Source organism: Enterobacter sp. ECC_219_Taxon_10 (assembly GCF_058354905.1).
On sequence record NZ_CM178005.1, the window covers coordinates 3,067,617 to 3,087,764 of the forward strand.

Annotated in this window: 21 protein-coding genes; 6 read left to right on the top strand and 15 right to left on the bottom strand. The window is 49.4% G+C overall.

The features are described from left to right. Nucleotides 1-468 precede the first annotated feature (468 nt). From xylB to AC4ICF_RS14680, 5 genes are all read left to right on the top strand, one after another. Nucleotides 469-1,917: a xylulokinase gene (gene xylB / locus AC4ICF_RS14660; protein ID WP_072351807.1), complete on the top strand. Its 1,449-nt coding sequence runs from the start codon at nt 469-471 to the stop codon at nt 1,915-1,917. After that, the gene (locus tag AC4ICF_RS14665) at nt 1,914-2,939 is read left to right on the top strand and encodes an ABC transporter permease (RefSeq protein ID WP_032693575.1); all 1,026 of its coding nucleotides are present in this window, start codon (nt 1,914-1,916) and stop codon (nt 2,937-2,939) included. Before xylB ends, AC4ICF_RS14665 begins: the two co-directional genes overlap by 4 nt. 41 nt (nt 2,940-2,980) lie before the next feature. Beyond that, nucleotides 2,981-3,961 (top strand): substrate-binding domain-containing protein, encoded by a 981-nt coding sequence (locus AC4ICF_RS14670; RefSeq protein ID WP_049112342.1) that lies wholly within the window; start codon nt 2,981-2,983, stop codon nt 3,959-3,961. Between the two features lie 22 nt (nt 3,962-3,983). Next, nucleotides 3,984-5,492 carry a sugar ABC transporter ATP-binding protein gene (locus tag AC4ICF_RS14675; RefSeq protein WP_088168368.1) on the top strand — a complete coding sequence of 503 codons (1,509 nt, stop codon included), beginning with the start codon at nt 3,984-3,986 and terminating at the stop codon, nt 5,490-5,492. Nucleotides 5,493-5,752: 260 nt separating this feature from the next. After that, entirely contained in the window at nt 5,753-6,037 is a 285-nt protein-coding gene (locus AC4ICF_RS14680) for a DUF3892 domain-containing protein (protein WP_049112343.1), read from the top strand. 51 nt (nt 6,038-6,088) lie between these two features. Here the strand turns inward: AC4ICF_RS14680 and hxlB are convergent, their stop codons facing one another. The 12 genes from hxlB to AC4ICF_RS14740 form a co-directional block, all read right to left on the bottom strand. Then, complete coding sequence (hxlB, locus tag AC4ICF_RS14685; RefSeq protein ID WP_049112345.1) at nt 6,089-6,649, bottom strand: 6-phospho-3-hexuloisomerase; 561 nt, start codon at nt 6,647-6,649, stop codon at nt 6,089-6,091. A gap of 15 nt (nt 6,650-6,664) precedes the next feature. After that, nucleotides 6,665-7,417: an SDR family NAD(P)-dependent oxidoreductase gene (locus AC4ICF_RS14690; RefSeq protein ID WP_015697030.1), complete on the bottom strand. Its 753-nt coding sequence runs from the start codon at nt 7,415-7,417 to the stop codon at nt 6,665-6,667. A 109-nt stretch (nt 7,418-7,526) separates the two neighbouring features. After that, nucleotides 7,527-8,171, bottom strand: a complete 645-nt coding sequence (gene rpe, locus AC4ICF_RS14695) for a ribulose-phosphate 3-epimerase (RefSeq protein WP_024359912.1) — start codon at nt 8,169-8,171, stop codon at nt 7,527-7,529. 24 nt (nt 8,172-8,195) lie between these two features. Further along, entirely contained in the window at nt 8,196-9,449 is a 1,254-nt protein-coding gene (locus tag AC4ICF_RS14700) for a PTS transporter subunit IIC (protein ID WP_020439340.1), read from the bottom strand. Between the two features lie 24 nt (nt 9,450-9,473). Further along, nucleotides 9,474-9,767 (bottom strand): PTS sugar transporter subunit IIB, encoded by a 294-nt coding sequence (locus tag AC4ICF_RS14705; protein ID WP_024359913.1) that lies wholly within the window; start codon nt 9,765-9,767, stop codon nt 9,474-9,476. An 18-nt stretch (nt 9,768-9,785) separates the two neighbouring features. Further along, a complete protein-coding gene (gatA, locus tag AC4ICF_RS14710) occupies nt 9,786-10,235 on the bottom strand; it encodes a PTS galactitol transporter subunit IIA (RefSeq protein ID WP_047611334.1) in 450 nt (149 codons plus the stop codon). A 419-nt stretch (nt 10,236-10,654) separates the two neighbouring features. Next, a complete protein-coding gene (locus tag AC4ICF_RS14715; protein WP_015697025.1) occupies nt 10,655-11,623 on the bottom strand; it encodes a sugar-binding transcriptional regulator in 969 nt (322 codons plus the stop codon). A gap of 198 nt (nt 11,624-11,821) precedes the next feature. After that, a complete protein-coding gene (locus AC4ICF_RS14720; RefSeq protein ID WP_072351805.1) occupies nt 11,822-12,133 on the bottom strand; it encodes a hypothetical protein in 312 nt (103 codons plus the stop codon). Nucleotides 12,134-12,356: 223 nt separating this feature from the next. After that, complete coding sequence (dsbG, locus tag AC4ICF_RS14725; RefSeq protein WP_491466098.1) at nt 12,357-13,118, bottom strand: thiol:disulfide interchange protein DsbG; 762 nt, start codon at nt 13,116-13,118, stop codon at nt 12,357-12,359. A 90-nt stretch (nt 13,119-13,208) separates the two neighbouring features. Beyond that, complete coding sequence (gene gorA / locus AC4ICF_RS14730) at nt 13,209-14,561, bottom strand: glutathione-disulfide reductase (protein ID WP_064375575.1); 1,353 nt, start codon at nt 14,559-14,561, stop codon at nt 13,209-13,211. Nucleotides 14,562-14,595: 34 nt separating this feature from the next. After that, entirely contained in the window at nt 14,596-15,819 is a 1,224-nt protein-coding gene (locus AC4ICF_RS14735; protein ID WP_049112349.1) for a MalY/PatB family protein, read from the bottom strand. A gap of 130 nt (nt 15,820-15,949) precedes the next feature. Beyond that, nucleotides 15,950-16,798, bottom strand: coding sequence for a DMT family transporter (locus tag AC4ICF_RS14740; RefSeq protein ID WP_049112351.1), 849 nt, complete (start codon nt 16,796-16,798; stop codon nt 15,950-15,952). 188 nt (nt 16,799-16,986) lie between these two features. Between AC4ICF_RS14740 and AC4ICF_RS14745 the strand changes: the two genes are divergently transcribed. After that, on the top strand, nt 16,987-17,481 hold the full coding sequence (locus tag AC4ICF_RS14745) for a thioredoxin family protein (RefSeq protein ID WP_024359916.1): 495 nt from the start codon (nt 16,987-16,989) through the stop codon (nt 17,479-17,481). A gap of 244 nt (nt 17,482-17,725) precedes the next feature. On the opposite strand, the gene AC4ICF_RS14750 is transcribed toward AC4ICF_RS14745, so the two are convergent. The 3 genes from AC4ICF_RS14750 to AC4ICF_RS14760 form a co-directional block, all read right to left on the bottom strand. Continuing rightward, entirely contained in the window at nt 17,726-18,478 is a 753-nt protein-coding gene (locus AC4ICF_RS14750; protein WP_007374395.1) for an alpha/beta hydrolase family protein, read from the bottom strand. A gap of 87 nt (nt 18,479-18,565) precedes the next feature. Next, on the bottom strand, nt 18,566-19,339 hold the full coding sequence (locus AC4ICF_RS14755) for an SDR family NAD(P)-dependent oxidoreductase (RefSeq protein WP_032693564.1): 774 nt from the start codon (nt 19,337-19,339) through the stop codon (nt 18,566-18,568). Between the two features lie 62 nt (nt 19,340-19,401). Next, nucleotides 19,402-20,103 carry a DsbA family oxidoreductase gene (locus AC4ICF_RS14760; protein WP_032693563.1) on the bottom strand — a complete coding sequence of 234 codons (702 nt, stop codon included), beginning with the start codon at nt 20,101-20,103 and terminating at the stop codon, nt 19,402-19,404. Nucleotides 20,104-20,148: the final 45 nt, after the last annotated feature.

The window sequence follows — 20,148 nt, forward strand, 5'->3', positions numbered from 1 at the left end:
ATGTATGCGGGGAATTGCTTTTATTAACCGTCTCTTAAACATTGAGACCATTTATTATGAGCTTTCTGTATCACATCCCCAGCACGTTCATCTCACTTGATTATTTGCAAATAAAACCCCTTCAAATAATTGCCCTTGCCAAAATAAACAATCTTAAACTCCATACAGAAGATCAAGCTCAGAGCTAATTTCTACCTGACCGCAAAAAATCAAGGTTATTTCACTGTTCAAACGAACAAACCATCAGAGCTGCCAGGTGAAACTAAAAGTGAGAGCTACGTAACGTTCCCTTAACACGACAATTGACGAATTTATTACGGTGGGTATTGTTTATATCTTACAAACGAGCAAACAAAACTGATCATATGAGCACAAAACTGAGTATCTAAAACCATAACCCAGTTTGCTTGTCATTCAGTTATCGCTTTCAGCTCTGTCATTTCTTAACGATAGTTCAGAGGTAGTTCAATGAAACAGGACCTTGTTGCGGGTATAGATTCCTCCACCCAGTCTTGTACCGTCATGCTGCGTAGTCTTGAAAATGGCAAGGTGATCGCACAGGCTCGTAAGTTGCATCCACCGACCACACCGCCGTGTAGTGAGCAGGATCCGCAAGCCTGGTGGGATGCATTAGTCTCCGCGCTCACTGAATTAAAACAATGGTGGCCACGTATTGCAGGTCTGGCTGTCGGTGGCCAGGGGCACGGCCTCGTCATGCTTGATAATCACGATCGCCCGCTGCGTCCTGCGAAGCTGTGGAATGACACGGAGTCTGCACCGCAAGCGCGTGAATTGTGCGAGAAGATTGCTCCGGAAGAATGGGCACGCCTGACGGGCTCCGTTCCGGGGCCAGCAATGACCATTTCTAAACTGGCCTGGACAGAACAAAATTATCCGGGGCTGCTGGAAAAAGCCCACCGCATCATGCTGCCGTTTGATTATCTGGTTTACCGTCTGAGCGGTAGCTTTGTGTGCGAGCGCGGCGGGGCATCCGGTACGGGTTACTTCAACCCCTTCACCAATAGCTGGGAACCACAGCTGGCAGCGGTGGTTAACAGTCAAATTGACTGGATTTCCCGCTGGCCCACTATCATCCCGTCGCATCAACCTGCAGGCGTGGTGAAGTTGATGCCTGAGCTGGAGGAACTGGCGGGTGCAATCGTGGGTGTCGGGACCGGCGATAACATGTCTGCCGCACTGGGTATGAACCTGAAAACCGGTGATACCGGTATCTCTATCGGGACCAGCGGTACGTTATATGGCATCACCAGGAAAGGGATTACCGACAGCACCGGCACCATCAACGGTTATGCCGATGCGGCCGATCGCTTTATCCCCATGATTACTACATTGAACTCCGCCAAAGTCACCGATACATTTCGCAAAATGCTGCGCGTTACCCCTGACGAATTCGACGAGCTCGCGCTGAGTTCGCCACCCGGCGCCAACGGTCTTCAGCTTGTTCCGTGGCTGGACGGCGAGCGCACCCCCAACCTTCCTGACGCCACGGGACACATGCGCGGATTACGTACCACCACAACGATGCAGGATATGGCTCGCGCCACCGTGGAAGGCGTACTGTGCGGCCTTCTGGCGGGCGGTCTGGTACTGAAACAACATGGCTTCACTGACGACGGTCGCATTGTTGTCACCGGCGGCGGCGCAAAGTCACGAGCCTATCGTCAGATTCTGGCTGACCTGACGGGCAAGCCCGTTTGGATTTCTCCGGTGGGTGAAACGGCAGCCGCGGGTGCAGCCATTCAGGCTGCTGCTGCCGTGCTGGGATGCACAAATATTGAAATGGCCGATCGCTGGAGTGTGCCGCTTGAGAAAGTGGCCGAGCCACAACAAGATGCGCGCCATGTCCTGGACGCTTACGTTACCTATGCCAATGCATTATCAGGAGAGCTGCAATGAGTTCAATAACTACCCCTGCAAAAATCAAACCGCCTAAGCAGCCGCTCAAAGTCCCTGCAGAAGCGGGTATCGCCGTTGTTTTCTTACTGGTCATGCTGGGCGGGTTTATCGCCACGCCTAACTTCCTGACTGTTTCGAACATGATGGTGTTGCTTCTGAACGGCGCGGTCATCGGCTTCCTTTGCCTGGGACAATCCTTTGTCCTGCTGACCGGGGGTATCGACCTCTCCTGCGGCTCCATCGTGGCGATGACCTGCGTGGTTGCAGCTTTGCTGATGGAGAAATTTGGCATTCCGTGGCAGCTTGCCGTACCCATCGTTTTGGCGGTGGGTGCGCTGAGTGGGCTGGTAAATGGTCTGATAATCGAACGCACCGGCGTGCCGCCATTCATTGTCACTTTTGCGATGATGGGGGTTGCGGCATCCATACCACAAATTATCACCGGCGCCGAATCGATACGCGTGACGCAAATTGGTTACAGCCTCATCGGTCAGTCAAAACCGCTGGGTATTCCGTTCCCTGTCATAGCGCTGCTGCTGGCCATTGTTATTGGTGTCATCTTCCTGCGCCGCACCATCACCGGGACTCACATCTATGCGGTAGGCGGTAACGCAGATGCTGCACGCTTATCGGGGATCAGCATTCCACGCATCACCCTGTTGGTGTATGCAATTTCCGGGCTTTGTGCGGCATGCGGCGGCCTGATTTATGGATCGCGTCTGATGACAGGCTATCCGACGGCGGGCCGTGGTGACGAACTGTTCTTCTCAATAGCGGGTGCGGTGGTAGGTGGCGTCAGTCTGTTTGGCGGCACTGGCAGCCTTATCGGCGCGATGATTGGCGCCATGCTTATTGCCTCAATATCGAATCTGATGAACGTGCTGAACGTCAGTGCCTACTGGCAGCCGCTGGTCATCGGCCTGATCATCCTGTTCGGCGTCACTTTCGATACCTTACGTACCTCGAAAAAAATCGTGATCCCCTGGCTCAAAGTCAGGAAGTCACGCAAAACACAACAATAACGCTTCTTAAACCCTGACCTACATATATCCAGGAGATAAACATGAAACTCCGTACCACAATCACCGCAGGTGCAGCGATAGTCGCACTGTCCTGCATGCTCGCCGGCTGTAACCGTGAGGATACTGAAAGCACCGTGGGTGCCGGCAAAAAAACATTGGGCGTTACGCTGCCGAACCTCACCAACCCTTATTACGTTGCCATGAAAAAAAGCTTTGAAGACAATGCAGCGGCACAGGGCTTGAACGTAAAAATTTCGATTGCTGATAATGACGATGCCAAGCAACTTTCGCAGGTGCAGAACTTCATTGAACAGAAGGTGGATGCGGTCGCAGTGAACTGCGTCTCCTCAGGCCCGTGCGTGTCGATCATAAACCAGCTTAATCAGGCAAAAATTCCGGCGTTTGCCATCAACATCCTTCCGGATACCGAGGGGATGAAGCAGCAAAACGTCACGCTGGTTCAAGGTGTTCAGACCGATCAGCGTGAAGGCGGCAAGCTCATTGGCCAGCAGTTGTTGAAAGACATTGGTGAAAATGGCACGGCGACAGTGGGTATCGTGGGAGAACCAACATCCATTGCCGCAAATGCACGTGATGAAGGCTTCAAGGAAGCCGTGGCATCCAACAAAAACATTAAGTTCGTCGCGCTGGTCAATGGCAAAGTAGAAGAAACAACCTCCCTGAAAGTCACCACTGAAATGCTGCAGGGCAGGCCAGAAATTAACGTCGTGTACTCAGACACCGAACCTTCCGCGCTCGGGTCACTGGCGGCAATCCAGCAACTGGGGGTCAGTGACAAAGTGAAGCTGTATGCGTTTGTGGATAAAGAAGGCGTCAAAGCCGTTCAGAACAACAGCATATTGAAAGCCGGTGCGATTCAGGAGCCGGTTAAACTGGCTCAGTTGCTGGTTGAAAATGCCAAGAAGAGTCTGAACGGTGAACAGGTTCCAGCCATGATCAACAACCCACCGCTGCTGGTCACCAAAGACAACGCAGCATCGGTAATGGGTTCAGCATACTGACTTAAGTGAAAGGCGAAGAATGATGAATTATGTGGCGAAGCAGGTCAAAATCGGTTTTTCGGGTGTGCAGGTTCTCCACGGTGTGGATTTCAGCGTAAAGCCTGGCGAGATCCACGGCCTCTTTGGCCATAATGGGGCGGGTAAATCAACGCTACTGAAAATCCTGGCGGGCGTTAACACGCAGGATAGTGGAGAGCTGATGATCGGCGAAACGCCGGTGCACCTTGCTTCGCCACGGGATGCACTCAACAAAGGTATTGCTTGTGTGTATCAGGAACTCCGTCTCATTCCCGGCATGAGCGTCTGGCAAAACCTTTTTCTCGGACGTGAATGTCGTAAAGGCAGTGGCTTTATAGATGATGCAAGTATGATCGCGCATACCGAGAAAGTACTAAATGATTACCATCTGAGTTTCAGCGCTACCGCGCTGGTCAAAAATCTGTCACATCCTGAAAAGCAGATGCTGGAAGTGGTTTCTAACCTTGATCGCGACGCCCGTTTTCTTTTCCTCGATGAACCGACGACCGCGCTGGAAGGTGCGCAGGCAGAAGAACTGCTGCAGGCAGTACAACGTATCGCACGCGAAAAGCAGATTGGCGTAGTGCTGGTCTCTCATAAATTAGACGAAGTGTTGGGTGTTTGTGATGAAGCAACCGTCATGTGCGGCGGCCGAGTGATTTATAACGAAGGCAAAAAGACGCTGAGCAAAAGCGCCATCATTGACGCTATTGTGGGCGATGCAAATGCTTATCAGGCGCCGTCTAACAGCCGTAGTCTGATCCGCGGCGCGATGGGCAAACCCTGGCTCTCGGTCACAAACCTGCAGACTGATCGCCTGAAAGGCATCAACCTTGAGGCATATCGCGGGGAAATTTTGGGTATATACGGGCTGGCCGGCGCAGGCCGAACGCGCTTGTGCCAGACGCTGTTTGGGTTGGAAACCGTTACCGGTGGTGACATCCGGCTGGGTCACAAAGAATACCATCCTTCTTCACCGGCAAAAGCCATTGATAAGGGGATTGCTTACCTGACAGAAGAACGTAAAAAAGATGGCTTCATTCCTCAGATGTCGAGTTATGCCAACGCCATGCTGCCGGTTCTGAAAAAATTCCGTTCTGGCGGATTTGTCAGTCACAGCGCTGCGCAGCAGGCCGCCGCTGAGTTGCTAAGCAAGATGAATACGCTGGGAACGCTGAGCGGACCGATTAAATCGCTTTCCGGCGGCAATCAGCAAAAAGTTCTGCTCGCCAGGGTCATTGCGCAAAACGCCAATCTGGTATTGCTGGATGAGCCGACCAAAGGCGTCGACATTGGGGCAAAAGCGGATATTTATCGCATCATCCATCAGTTGGCAGATAAAGGCTGCTGCGTCATCGTGGTATCGAGTGAGGAAGAGGAATTGCTGGACGTGGCAGATACCATTACGGTGTTCCGACAGGGTAAATGCGATGGTGTGATCATTCCTGCACGCGACCTTAAACCCGCAGATCTTCGCAAAGCCGCATGGGAGCATGCTGAAGCCCAGGCTTAGAGCACTCATTCCGAACAGAACGCATCCAACGGCCAGCTAAGCTGGCCGTTTTTGTTTCAGCATTTGATTAACGTTATAGCTGCCCTCCTGCAGAAGACCCAAACAAATTGCATCAAGTGAGTTACCCCGCATAAAGGCTCTGAGCGCTGGCGCAAAATGAGTGGAAAAATTGTGCAATCTGTCATTGGCATATTTGCAACAGGGCAGATATTAAGTTGTGCAAAGTGGCTATACGGCATAGCGCAGCAGGGGCAAGAGAAATGGCAGACTTTTACATCTCGGGTGTACGCAGAGACAATGCAGGGCAACACATTCAGTACGTTAAAATCATCAAAGCCGGTAATGGGGAGAAGGACGCATCAATTAACTCGCGTCAGTTTGTCGCTGAGTTGATAAATGCCGGTAAGACAAGCTTTCAAACAATTAACTACGTGAATGACAAGTGGGTTTATGGGGCAATGGTTCATGTTATTGATGGGATTTATCTCACGACTGATCCTAATGATACCAAATGCGATGACCTGGGTAATTTGCCCACTTTTTAATTATGCGATGTTATAAGCGAATGAGCGCTTCCAGCGAAGCGCTCAGTGTCATTACTCAAAATCAGCGTGTCGTTTAAACATGGTTTCACTGGTTTCACGCAGTTGGTCCATGAGTTCAAGCACGATGGCATCGTAGGTGATAAAGCAGAGTTGCTCGAAAGAGGAACCCATTGGCTGCGAAAACTGGCCCAGAGTGCGATCGTTTTCAGTTTTGACCGTTCCCGGTAATACCAGCACGCAGTTGGCCAACTGGCCAATCGCAGAGTCTTTTTTCATGGTGACCAGCGCCACGTCGACACCACACTCAACGGCTTTCTGCGCAAGGCTCTTGAGACTGCCTGTTTCGCCACTGCCTGAACCAATAATTAACAAATCACCCGCTTTCGTATGAGGTGATGAAATTTCCCCAACTACGCTGACCGAGAAGCCTAAATGCAATAAACGGTTAGCGAACGCGCGGATGGCAATACCGCTGCGCCCTGCACCTTGCAGGAAAATATGCTTCGCATTGCGGATCTTTCCGATAAAATGCTGTGCCTGATCATTGTCGATATTGAGCGCGTTTTGTTCTAGTTCCCTGAGAATACTGACAGTATTTTCTTGAACACCCATTTTCTTTTCCTCCGGTCAGGCAATTGTACGGCCACCATCCATGAGGATCGTCTGTCCCTGGATGTAAGAATTTGACTTATCAGCAAGGAAGATGGCCAGGTTTGCGACATCATCGATTGTGCCCAGACGACGAACCGGAATTTTCTCCAGTACTGCGTCTAAATCTGCCTGCGTCGGGTAATTAACACGCATCATTTCGCCGGTGTCGATAAGACGCGGCGCGATAGCGTTGACGTTAACACCTTTTGGACCCAACTCCTTCGCCAGACCACGAATAAGACCTTCCCCCCCCGCTTTACTGGCCGGATAGCTCACCCCCCCGCCAGTACCTGACAGCGCAGAACCGGAGGAGATGTAAACGATTGAACCCTGGTTAGTTAAGAAGTCATCGTAAAATGCTTTGACCGTATTGAATAAACCCGTCAGGTTGATTGAGAGTGTTTTGTTCCACTCTTCGAAAGTAATGTCTTTGACTTTATTGGCAAAAGCGACACCTGCGTTCAAAACCAGAATGTCGATACGGCCATAAGTTTCGATAACTTTTCTGCGCACTTCAGCCAGTGCCTGCGGATCAGAGACGTCCGTTTTGACAAAGAGCGATTTAACATTGCCAAAGGTCAGTTCTTGCGCAGTTTTGATGCCATTAGCCTCGTTATAATCGACAATGACGGTATGCGCACCGCGTTCGGCGAATTGTTTTGCAATTCCTTTACCAATCCCATGCGCACCACCGGTAATTAGCGCAACTTTACCTTCAAAATGACTCATCGGTTGTTCTCCTGAATCTTTGTACTTAACGTGAGAGGAATCCCCCACGTCTGCGGTCTACATAATGATTACGCGCTCAATTAAGAGCGCGTGAATGTATGTTGGATACTTAATGCATGACAGACTTTAATGCCTGATAGCTTGCTTTAGGGTTGTCATTAAATAATGCGCCACCGACAACAATTAAATCAGCACCCGCCTCCTGTACTTTTTTCGCTATTTCCAGATTAACGCCACCGTCGACTTCAATTTGAATGTGTCGGCCAGCAATCATTTCTCTGGTTTTCCTGATTTTCTCGAGGCTTTTCTCGATGAAAGTCTGCCCGGGTTGCCCCGGGTTAATGGTCATAATCAGGATGTAATCAATATCGTCCAACAAATATTCCAGAACACTTTCAGGCGTACCCGGATTGATGACCACACCGGCTTTTCGCCCGGCCTTTTTTATTTTCTGTAAAATAAAATGCACATGCGGCGTTGATTCATAATGCACTGAGATCATTTCTGCGCCAGTATTGATAACATCATCAATATGTCTTTCAGGATTAGCCAGCATCATGTGTACGTCGAAAGTCATTTTGCTGGCTTTTTTCATTGCAGAAATTTGATTCGGCCCAAAGGCAATATTATTTACGAAGGTTCCATCCATTAAATCAACATGCAATATTTCAGTGTTCTCTTCTTCTAAAAAACGGAGCTCATCTTGCAGACTTAAGATATTCGCGCCAAAAATTGATGGTAAAATCTGTGCCATGGTAAGCAAACCTCATTTTTAAAATCAATGGAATACAGTGCTCAACCAATACGTCAATACTTCCCACGGGCCAGTCAGTACAAAGTCAGTACCCTGCCCCTGCAAGCCGACGCCTGCGCCATGCAGGAATTGGGTTGCACCCGGAGCCACATACCCTCCTAAATACATCACGACAATACTGAACAGTAAGGTTGAAATAATTGAGCGGATGACGTTTCCGTTGCTGGCCATTACGGTCATGGTTGTCATATAGATGATTGACATCAGAACGCCGATGGGGAAAATCATGATCCCCGGTAAAATCAGTGCGCAAAGCATGGTCAACGGAATGGTGATAACGGTGACGGTGATGGTCGCTGGGTCGCCCAGTGCCAGGGCACAATCCATACCGATGTTCAGTTCGGCGTCTTTACCCATCTGCTTTTGCATAATCTCTTTGGCACTTTTCCCAATTGGAGACAGTCCTTCCATCAGGACACCCACCACTTTAGGCAGGAGCACCATTACCGCAGCCACCCCCATTGCCATCGGGACAATAGTGGTCACAGGCTGTTTCGTCAGCAGTCCAAGCAGACAACCTACAATGACACCGATGATAGCGGGTTCACCAAACACACCCAGACGTTTCTGTACGCTCTCCAAATCAACGTCGAGCTTGTTCAGGCCGGGGATCAGGTCGATAATTTTATTGACCAGCAGTGCAAAAGGTAATGTCCAGCCTATATGGATCATGGTGGTACAGGTCGTCCCTTCCAGGCCATAATATTTCTGCCAACGGGGAGCAATTAAATCGCCAATAAACAGAGCGATAACGCTAAGTGCGACTGCCACGCCAAAACCGATAAAGAAGCTGTCAAACACGAAATAGGCCAGCGCGCCGGGAACCAGGAAGTGCATATAATTCCAGATATCAACGTTCAGCGTTTTGGTTAATTTAAGCCGAACAAGTAGCAAATTAAGAATAATACCCACTGGAACAACTAAAGCGGCAAAGGGTGCCACCCATGCGGCCGCGCCCACCGCAGGCCATCCGATATCAGCCACAGTGAATCCGCTTCCCAGTTTTGAATAGTAGGCAATTGCCGGCTGCAGGGATGTACTCAACAGATTAACAACCAAACCTAAACCAATAAAACCGATACCCACGGTGATACCAGACTTAATGGCAGCACCGACTTTCATGCGGAAAACCAAACCCAAAATGAAGATGACAAGTGGTAGGATTGCCGTTGCCCCCATGCTTGTTATCGTTAGCATTATGTTTTTTAACATGTCCATCTTGTCATCCCCTGTGTTTTCTTATTAGTTTTTAGCCAGCTCTGTTAATAAATCCCCTAGTTTTTTTCGTAACACAGCTTCATTAATCCCGGTGATAAACCCGGCCACACTCATATGCGGTTTTCCGATATCACCTTTGTAGTTATTCGTGGTTAAAATCACATCAGCATTCTGTAATTCAGAAGGAAGTTCTGACATGCTGCATTTATTTATTTTGAACTGAGTAATGCCATATTCTGTACACACGGATTTCACTTCATCAGCAGCGATAGTTGACGTTGCGACACCGCTCCCGCAGGCTACGAGGATATTAATCATCATTATGCTCCTGAACTCTTATTGCATGACGGTGGAAATAAAAAGTGCCTGCGCTTTCTCGGAAGGAAGCTCAAGTAAATTTTGATAAAAGTCTTCCATTTGAAGATTACTAAAAAGGGCCTTCAGCAGTTGCAACTGATTAGCCGGATCGGTAACGACCAAATTGATAATGAGTTTGACCCACAATTTATCGTCGCCATCAGCCTGATCAACCTGAACCGGTTCAGGTAAGCGAATAATATAAATCGACGGGCTGTTGGCCTGGTTGCTGTCGCAATGTGGGATCGCCACAGAATAACCATCAAGCAAAATACCGGTTGGATACATGGCTTCGCGTTCGCGCAGTGCTGCCAGATAGGTCTTTTTCACTATCCCTTCTGAATACAGCTTTTCATGGATGTGCTGCAGCACCTCATCGTAATTTTTGAATGCTGCACCATCTGCAACATTAATAGCGACTGTACTCACCTTTTCACCTCGCTTTTTTGCTCATTAGAGCAAACACAATCGATCACATGAGCATTTATAGCATGCCAATTTTCCGCGCAAACAGAAAACATGCAAAAGTTATAAGCTGATCACAAAATAAATGCATAAGTGCACGCAAATAATTGCTCATATGAGCAACATCGAGTAATTCATCTTTTAGATCAATCAAGTCAACCGGAGAGGGGAAGTAAAATTTTTATTATAAATCAGACGGATAATAGATTTTTTGAAGGATTATATATGCGAACTGACCTATGTCAGAGGATTTGGCCATGCTCTGATCTAAGTCATGAGGGTTTACTGAATGACTGATAGCAGTGCCTAATGCATGCCTGAGAGGAAGGTGATCAAGGGCGCGGGCTACGCCCCTGTTGCTGATGTTCCGGGATCTATTTCAATCAGGAATTGACAAGCTTCACCGCAGTATCGAAGTCAGTGATTAACACATCTAAAAGGCCTGACTTGAGGGAAGCGACGATGCCTTCATACTTCTGTTCTCCCCCCGCCACACCAATCACGGTTTTCGTGTTACGCAATTGTTCGGTTGAAATACCAAACCCAAGACGGCTCATCGGGCTATCAAGGATCTCGCCTTTACTGTTAACGAGAGTAATGCAGACATCCGCAGCGATATCTTTCTCAAACAGATTTTTTTGCCACGACTCGGGAAAAATATCACACAAACTGGATGAGCCCGTTTTCCAGGCGCCAATACCGGTGATGACAACATCCAGCTGAGAATAATATTGTTGGGTATCCACCACAGCCGGATCACTGGCCAGTTTTTGGGCCAGGCTTTCATCATCCACCCACATCGGCACATACATAGGATGAGCCTTGCCCTGAGAGATAGTCGACAGTCTGTGGATAAGGTCGATCGGACCCTGGCTAAATTCAATGCCGGGATGAACGCCAGATAGCTGAACAACATCTAATGCCGGCAAGCTGGTGAGTTGACTCACTGTGCTGGATAAAACGCGTCCCCAGGCAATACCAACCTTCATTCCCTCAGCGAGATTATTGTTGAGATAACTTGCAGTGATACCCCCCAGCTTCTCATTCAGTTCTTCCTGATTGGACCAGGATTCTGACACGGAAAGCACGATTGCCTTCTGCAGACCATACTTTCCGCAGAGATTAAGTGCGATCTCTTCGTCAAGCAGTTGCTGCTTTGGAAAGAGAAACTTCACATACTCTTCCTTTATTGCCTCATCGATAAGACGCGCCGCTTTAAATCTCGAAATCTCGAGTTCTTCAGCAATCTCAGTTTTGGTCTTCATCTCAACAAAGTAACGTCGGACGACGAGAGAATAGATATAGCGGGGATCGTAACCTGACCAGCGGCTGTTTTTTATACGTTTAGGCATAGAGCATTCCATCTTCATCCAAAGACAATATCAGCTGAGTTAAACTGTTACCCCTGCAATTTACTCATAAGAGTACACTTTTACCTGCTCTTTTGACATGAGCAAATGAGTCTTATCTTTTGGCGGTGTGATAGCTGACACATCTGATGATAATGGGTGAAGAGAGCAGAGTTTTTTAGACGGTGGCAAGGCTTTACATTATGTGCTCTCAATCAGTGACGCTGTGGCCTGTGATTTCTGTTTTTTGGCGTGAAACGGGTTACATTGCTCATGTGTTCCTCGCAGATAAAAATGCCCATCTGGTGTGGCCTGAGTTCCACCGGGACAACCATTCATCCCAGATTTTCCGTTTTTTCCATTAAGACCAGCCCCACCGTTTTGATTACCGATTACCACGGATCCCCCTTTTCCTCCAGTTCCGCCTTTCCCGCCTTCACCTCCCTGACAGGCAAACGCTATAACGGAAAATCCCGTTAAAAAAAGATAAGAAAACAATTGAGCTCTGTTCATGTCTTTTCTCCAGGTTGCATCGGGTTTCGTTAGTTAGGGTAGCTGATTTACATTTCAATCCGTTCACTTTGCGCTGCGCCATTCTAAAGCAGTACAAAACACATAGCGAAAAGATCTGATAGCCACATAAGCACAAGATAAAAATAGGATTTTAAGGGGTGTACTCATAAAATCCCCACATCCATGTGTGAATTTACCCATTTCGCAGCCAGTGACTCAGAAACTATTTACACGCTATAAGATTGGCCATCTGTTCATGGTCCGGCAGACCGACGATCTGTTGAAGCATGTTGGCGTGGTTAAGATAATAAATTGCTGGCGTACCGCTTGCCCCCACATCTTCCATCAATTTCTGGTTGTATTGGATCTGCGAGAAAATCGGCTGCGGCGTTTTCTCCAAAAGTGCAGGCTTGTTTTTGCCACCCGACAACTCGAAATCCTGCCAGACCTTCGCGGGGTTTTCAGAAGACAATATCGCAGCCGCGTAACGGCCACTGTCGGGCTGCATGACACCCACTAACTGCGTTTTCAAAGCGATTGTATTGTCCTTAATATAGGGCTGCACTTCCTGTCTGAATTTTGTACAGTAAGGACAAAAAGGATCGGCAAACACGACAATCTGACAATTTGCATTATTGCTGCCTTCCGTGATACCGGCAGCTTTGGACAGTGTTTTCCACATCTCGCGGCCAGCAGGGATGTAAATCTCCTCTTTTATGACCTGTTCGCTGAGGTTACTTCCATTCTCATCGTACATATAACCTGATATGGCATGTTTTTTATCGGGGGTCAGATAAATTGTCACCCCCGTTCCCTGATATTTTCCCAACCAGCCCTGAACCCCACCGGGAGCCGTGAAGGGTTTGATTATTTCTATACCTTGTTTTTCCAACTGCTTGATCGGTGCGGGAAGCGCTGCGGGCGTTGCTGCCTGAACCTGCGAGCCGATAAGTGCAGCAGATAACGCGAGGATGTATTTGTTCATTCTTATCTCAATATAATACGTACTCATTACGGGCCGTTGTTTAACAAACCTCCAGCCCTCCCGTCACGTGCTAAATGGCACTACTCACCATTATCTCATCGTGACAAATTCTTCTGCCGCAGTTGGGTGAATTGCCACGGTATTGTCGAAGTCTCTCTTCGTTGCTCCCATTTTCAGCGCAACAGCAAAGCCTTGCAGTATTTCATCCATGCCTAAACCGATACCGTGGATACCGACGATTTTCTCTTCCAACCCCACACATACCAGCTTCATGCGGGATGGCTGGCGATGACGCGTCACGCCGGTGTACATGGCGGTAAAAGATGACTGATAAACTTTCACCTGATCATCACCATATTCCTCACGCGCCTGGGGTTCAGTCAGGCCAACGGTACCTATTGTTGGGTGGCTAAAGACGACTGTGGGGATATTGTTGTAATCCAGATACTCATCCGGCTTGTTGTTAAACAAGCGTTCTGAAAGGCGACGGCCCGCAGCAACAGCTGCCGGTGTTAACTCAACCGCACCGGTATTATCACCCACCGCGTAAACACCCGGCACGTTGGTATTCTGATATTTATCAACTTTGACGTACCCTTTTTCATCGAGTTCAACACCCGCCATCTCAACGTTCAACTTGTCATTGGCTGGCTCACGGCCAATCGCCCAGATCAAACAGTCAACCGTTTGTTCACGACCATCTTCCAGCTTCAGTGTCAGGCTGCCGTCCTGGTTTTTGACCACTGCAGTGGGGATCGCTTGGGTGTGCAACGTTGGGCCTTCGACGTTCATGACTTCAACCAGTGTTTCTGTGAGCAACGGGTCAAAACTGCGCAAAGGCGCATGCTTACGTACGAACAAATGGGTTTTTGACCCCAATGCATTGAGAACACCTGCCAGTTCAACAGCAATGTAGCCTGCACCAACAACTGCAGTGCGCTCCGGTAGCGCCTCAAGCGCAAAAAAACCATCTGAATCAATTCCGTATTCCGCTCCCGGAATAGAGGAATGGCTAGGGCGACCACCGGTGGCTATCAATATATGGTCAGCGGTAATCGTTTCCCCGTTGACCTCCACCGTATGCGCGTCCACAAACCGGGCAAAACCTTTGATGACATCTACCTTGTTTTTACCTAACACATTTTCGTATGAAGTATGAATACGATCGATATAGGCACTGCGGTTTTTTAGCAAGTTAGCCCAGTCAAGGCGGTTTAATGTGGTATCGAAGCCATAGTCTGGGCCATAAAGATGAATGGCCTCTGCGATTTGCGCAGCGTGCCACATTATTTTTTTCGGTACACACCCCACATTGACGCAAGTCCCGCCCAACTCCCGCGCTTCAATCAAAGCGCATTTCTGCTCATACATCGCCGCACGGTTGATTGAGGCGATACCACCGCTACCACCACCAATCGCGATATAGTCATAGTGTTTCGTCATTTTGTTCTCCAGGCAGCATCGCTGCGGTCATCGTTCAGGTAGCATCGCCAGAACTCGCACTCAATGCCTTGCTTATGCGGTTGAGCCCCTCAGCAAGCATAGCGCGTGGACAAGCCAGATTAAGGCGGATGTGCCCGTCGCCGTTACTGACAAACATTTGCCCCCCTTCAAGCAATACACCCGCATGTCTGGCAAAAAAGAGGGTTACCTCTTCCTGATTACTGACATCTACCAAACGAGAGATATCAATCCAGGCAAGATAAGTCCCTTCCGGAATGATAAAACGGGCCAGCGGATGATATGTCCCCAGGTAGTCCTGCAGAAAACGGAAGTTCTCGTCAATGTAGTGCCTGACCTGAGTCAACCACTCATCGCACTCGGACCAGGCGGCCTTGTTAGCCACCAGGCTCAGCGGAGAGATAAAATCATCATGCAGGCGAAGCCATTCGGCTCTCACTGAGGCATCAGGGATCATGATGTTTGCAAGCAGGTTACCCGCCAGGTTGAACGTTTTGCTGGTCGACATGCAGGTGATAATTTTATGATTTTCAGGAAAAATTGACGCGGCGGGGATATGCGTGACACCCGAGCGGGATAAATCACAGTGGATTTCATCAGAAATAACCCACACATCATGTTTAAGGCATAACGCTATCATTTTCTGCAACTCATCACGTCGCCAAACTCGCCCGGTGGGATTATGCGGGTTACAGAGAAAGAAGGCTTTAATTCGCTGCTGCTCATCGCTCAGGGCTTGTTCCATTGCCTCAAAATCTACCGCCCAGTGGCCTTCGTTATTTCTAAGCGGGCAATCGACGACGCGACGACCGCTATAGTCTCCGGCTTTTTTAAACGGTGCGTAAGAAGGGGTCAGGATGAGGATGCTGTCTTCTTCGTGGGTCAGTAACGGCACCAATCGGTTAAGCGCAGGGATAATACCAGGGGAGAAAACAATGCTTTCTTCCTGAAACCGATATCCGTAATTCCTTTCACACCAGGCCCCAAAAATCTCATAGTAATCCCTGTCATAAATGCGGGTGTAGCCAAGAATTTTTTTATCTAACCGGGAACGTATGGCTTCAAGCACCGGCTCGGGGGTGGAAAAAGCCATATCTGCTACCCAGAGGTTTATAAAACCATTGGCCGGTACTTCCGGCGCGGGGCCTTCATGGGCACCAAACATATATTCACGCCAGCCGTCGACGGTTAAGCTGTCTGTCCCTGCCCTGTCCACTGCTTCATCAAAATCGTATTTCATAGAGGTTACCCGATTAGTTTATCCAAAGAGGTCACAGCGTCACTGATTTTGCTAACGATTAGATATTCCTTTGCTTTAAAACCTAAAAAACCATTTGCAGAGTGATCAAGTCATGACTGGCACGTTGATATCAGTGCCGTATTTTCTGCCCCGGTGCCTTGATCACCAACATAATGCCCGCAAGGACTGCCAGCGTTGAAAATGCCATTCTGAGGCTCAGTGACTCGCCCAAAAATGTTACGCCTCCCAGCATCGCCAGACAGGGCACACTCAACTGAACCGTACTGGCTGCAACAGACTCAAGACGAGGTAAAAGTGAATACCACAGCACATAGGCTCCGGCAGAAGCACCCGCACCAGAGAGCACTGCCAGGAGAATTCCGATACCGTCGAAGTGCGCTCCCTGGCTAATGAACGGCGACAACACCAGGGCAAAAGGTACAGCAAGGATGAAATTTGCCGCAGTGGCCTGCGCTGCGCTGGGAGAGCGCTTTCCGCAGAGGGTATAAGCCGCCCAGGCAAGGCCTGAAAGCGCCATCAGAACAGCGCTGCCCAAGGGGGGCGTTTTGGCACCAGGTAAGAGAAGAGCAGCCATGCCGGCTACAGCCAGCCCAAGCCCCGTTGCTCTGGAAAAAGACAGCCTTTCCCCATGGAAAAGGCCATGGGCCACCATCGCCAGTTGCACAACGCCAAACAAGAGCAAAGCACCTGTTCCTGTATCCAAATGGATATAGGCAAGGGAGAAACACAGGGCGTAGGCCATAAGAAAGAACCCGCTTTTCAAGCTCCAGACGCCCTGCTTTTTCCCCTCACGTCTCAACAACAGTGGTAATAAGACCACCGCCCCGCTCATCAGGCGAAGGTCACTGAACGTCACCGGGTCAATATGTTCGCCTTTCAACGCAATCCGACAGAGCACAGAATTGGCTGCGAATGCCATCATTGCTATCACTATCTTGAATCCAACAGACCGCCCCATCAGCGTGACGCCTCAAAATTAACAAATTACGTGATAATCTATCAATTAGTAGGTAGGATGGCAATATCTACTTATGGCAGCCAGACACTAAAATGGTACGCCTTTTCAGGTCATGCATGGAGAATTGGCCTTTATCATTGCCAGATTTATGTGAAGCCTTAGCCCCCGTTACTAACAAAGGAGAACATATGCAAGATTTCAACGTACTGCTCGAAGCAGCATCAGATTATAACGAATTTGTTGGCAGCGGAGCAGAAGAAGACCGCAATGCATTACGGCATTTTGAGGGGCTTGCCAACGAGGCATTACCTGACGATGTCATTAGTAAGCTCTCGCAACTTCCGGGTTCGTACAGCATTCTGGTAGCTGCTGAAATGTGGTGCCCCGACTGCCATAAAAACTTGCCTGTAATCCATGCCATTGCCGCGTCAGCGCCGGCAATACGTCTGGGTATTATCACCCGCGACAAGGCTGAAGCCGTCTTTAAGGCACACTTTGGTGTCGATAAAGTCAAAATTCCGTTTGCCGTGGTACTGGATGAGAACGCGACTCCGCTGGGGCAGTTTATTGAACGACCTGAAAATGCTACCGGCAACAATGGAGAAGTGAGCGAGAGGTACAAAAACGGTGAGCTTCTGGTCGATACCGCCCGCGAAGTGACTTCAATTTTTCCAGGAAAATAAGAGAGCGTTAAAGTTAAATTAATTGAATCTCAACTTGAAGGTAATAAACCTGGAAGTTGAGCAATGCCAGGGAAATAATAAAAATAAACCATAGCAACAATGCCCTTAGCCCTGCATCTAAGCAGGGCTTTTTTCGCGTAAAGAAAGCATGCTACGCAGTTTTGTATGTGCAATCAAAATGCTACACCCGTTTATTCAGTGGCCAACGACAGCACCAGCAGCTTCGCGAAGCTTTACACGCCCTCTAAATGTAAGCAGAACTCCAGGCAACGATAATCCCGGCAACATATTCCGCATCCTGAGGATGCGTCAGAAGATGATCTGCTTCACCCAGTGAGATAAAGCTTTTGGGGTGTCTGGCGGCTTTAAAAATTTTCTCTGCCTGTTCAATCAGCACGGTATCATCATTGGGAGCATGAAAAATCAGCAGCGGCTTATTCATGGTAAATACCTTCTCCGCTATTTTATGCTCCTGAATGTTATCCAGCATTTGCTTTTTGAGCGTGAATACCCGGCCTGCAAGCTCTACCGGGAAAGCGCCATGGTTCCTGATATCTTCGATATTGTCTTTGAACAACCGCTGTACATGCGTCAATTCGCCTGGCGAACCTATGGTTACGACCGCTCTGGCTTCAGGCACTTTGGCTGCAATAGAGAGGATTGCCGAACCGCCAAGGCTGTGACCAATCAGCAGCGAAGGAGCCTCGTATTCCCGACGAAGATAATCGACCGCGCACAGCAGGTCAGAAATATTCGAGGAAAAATTGGTATTGGAAAAATCGCCTTCGCTGTTGCCTAACCCGGTGAAATCAAAGCGAAGCACCGCAATTGAATTTTCTGTCAGTTTCCTGGCAATGCGTGCAGCACCTTTCAGATCCTTCCCGCAGGTAAAGCAGTGCGCCAACAGGGCAAAGGCTTTTGGATTTTCTGGCAATTCAAGCAACCCGGCAAGTTCCTCACCTTCTGCATTTTTGAAGGTAAATTTCAATTTTTTCATTATGTTAACTTTAAGAATGGTTGAATTACAAGCAAGATGCCTATCAGCCGCCCCATCATGGGGCGGCTTTGCGAGGTTACGACGAGCTTATCTGCGAACGGCCATGATACCGGCATCGACATCCCAGATTGCGCCAGTCACCCAAGAGGCTTTGTCGGACAACAGGAAGAAGATGGTATTGGCCACATCTTCCGGCGTGCCGACACGCCCCAGCGGATGGAAAGCGTTCAGCGATTGCATTGCGCCGGCAATGTCTTCTTTCGCCATGAAGCCTTCATAAATCGGGGTATGCACGATCCCTGGCGAGACCGCGTTCACGCGGATACCCGCACTGGCCAGCTCAATGGCCAGGTTGCGTGTCAAGGCGTGGAGACCGGCTTTGGCCATGGAGTACGCGGAAGCCGGTGAGTCGCCGAGTGCGGCTTGCGCGCCAATGGAGCCCACGTTCACAATCGCCCCTTCACGGCCGTCGGCCAGCATGTTCTTCACCACGTCCTGCGTGATGAAGAAGGTTGCCCGGTTCAACATCAGGTACATGTCGTAATCGGCTTCCAAATGCTCGGTAAAGCCTTTCGGCATGAAGATCCCGGCCGCATTGACCATCAGGCTAATATCGCGATGATTAGCATTAATCTCCTGACGAATGGCGTTCATGCCCTCTTCGGTCATCAGGTTTGCCGCAATCACGGACACGGAACCCAGTGGGCTCAGCTCTTTCTGAACCGCTTCTGCCTTGTCTTTTTTGTTGCCCGTCAGTACCACGCTGCCACCGGCTTTCAGCACCATACGCGCCGTTTCCAGACCCATGCCGCTGGTGCCACCCACGACAAGCATTTTTTTGCCTTTAAAGTAATCGCTCATTTTGAACTCCGTTATTTGCAGGGTAGATTTGCCGGCAGTCATGCAGCCGGCTCGTTCAGGTTTCAGATGCTGCAACCGTCAGCGCCGCAGGTCTGGCCGTCGGTTTTTGCCAATTCGGCCGCTTTTTCTTCCCAGACTTGCTTCAACGCGTTCAGGAAGTTGTCCGCAGATTGCGCGCCGCTGATGGCATATTTTTCATTGAGCAGGAACAGCGGGACACCGCTGACCCCGATCGACCGGGCATGGGCTTCATCTTCAGCCACCGATGCACGGAAAGCCTCATTGGCAAGGGCACTTTCAGCGTCGGCTCTGGACATGCCCACTTCTGTAGCTAACGCAATGAGCTCCTGCGGATCGAAAATGGAACGCCCCTCAGTCACACTGGCCCGATAAAACCGTTCTGCCATGGCGTCGCCCATATTGGCGTGACGTGCAGCCGCGAGCAGCGTATGGGCATCTTCGGTATCGCCAAAGAGCATGGTGTCAAAGTTATACTGGAGCCCTTCTGCCTTCCCGGCCGTGCCCACCTGATTCATCATCAGTTCCGCCCCATGTTCCCCGCCAAACTTCTTGTAAAGGGCTTTGCGGAACGGCACGGCAGGCCGGTCGCCGGAAATACGGAAACTGTGGTGGCGGACCACGACCTGTTCCTTGTGTTCAAAGGCGGCAAGGCCCTGTTCGAAACGCTTTTTGGCAATCCAACACCAGGGGCAGACCAGATCTGACCAGATATCTATCGTAATAATCGGCTTAAGGGTTTGCATATTGGCTCCTGAATACCCCATTAATGTCGTCTGGCGGTGCCTCTT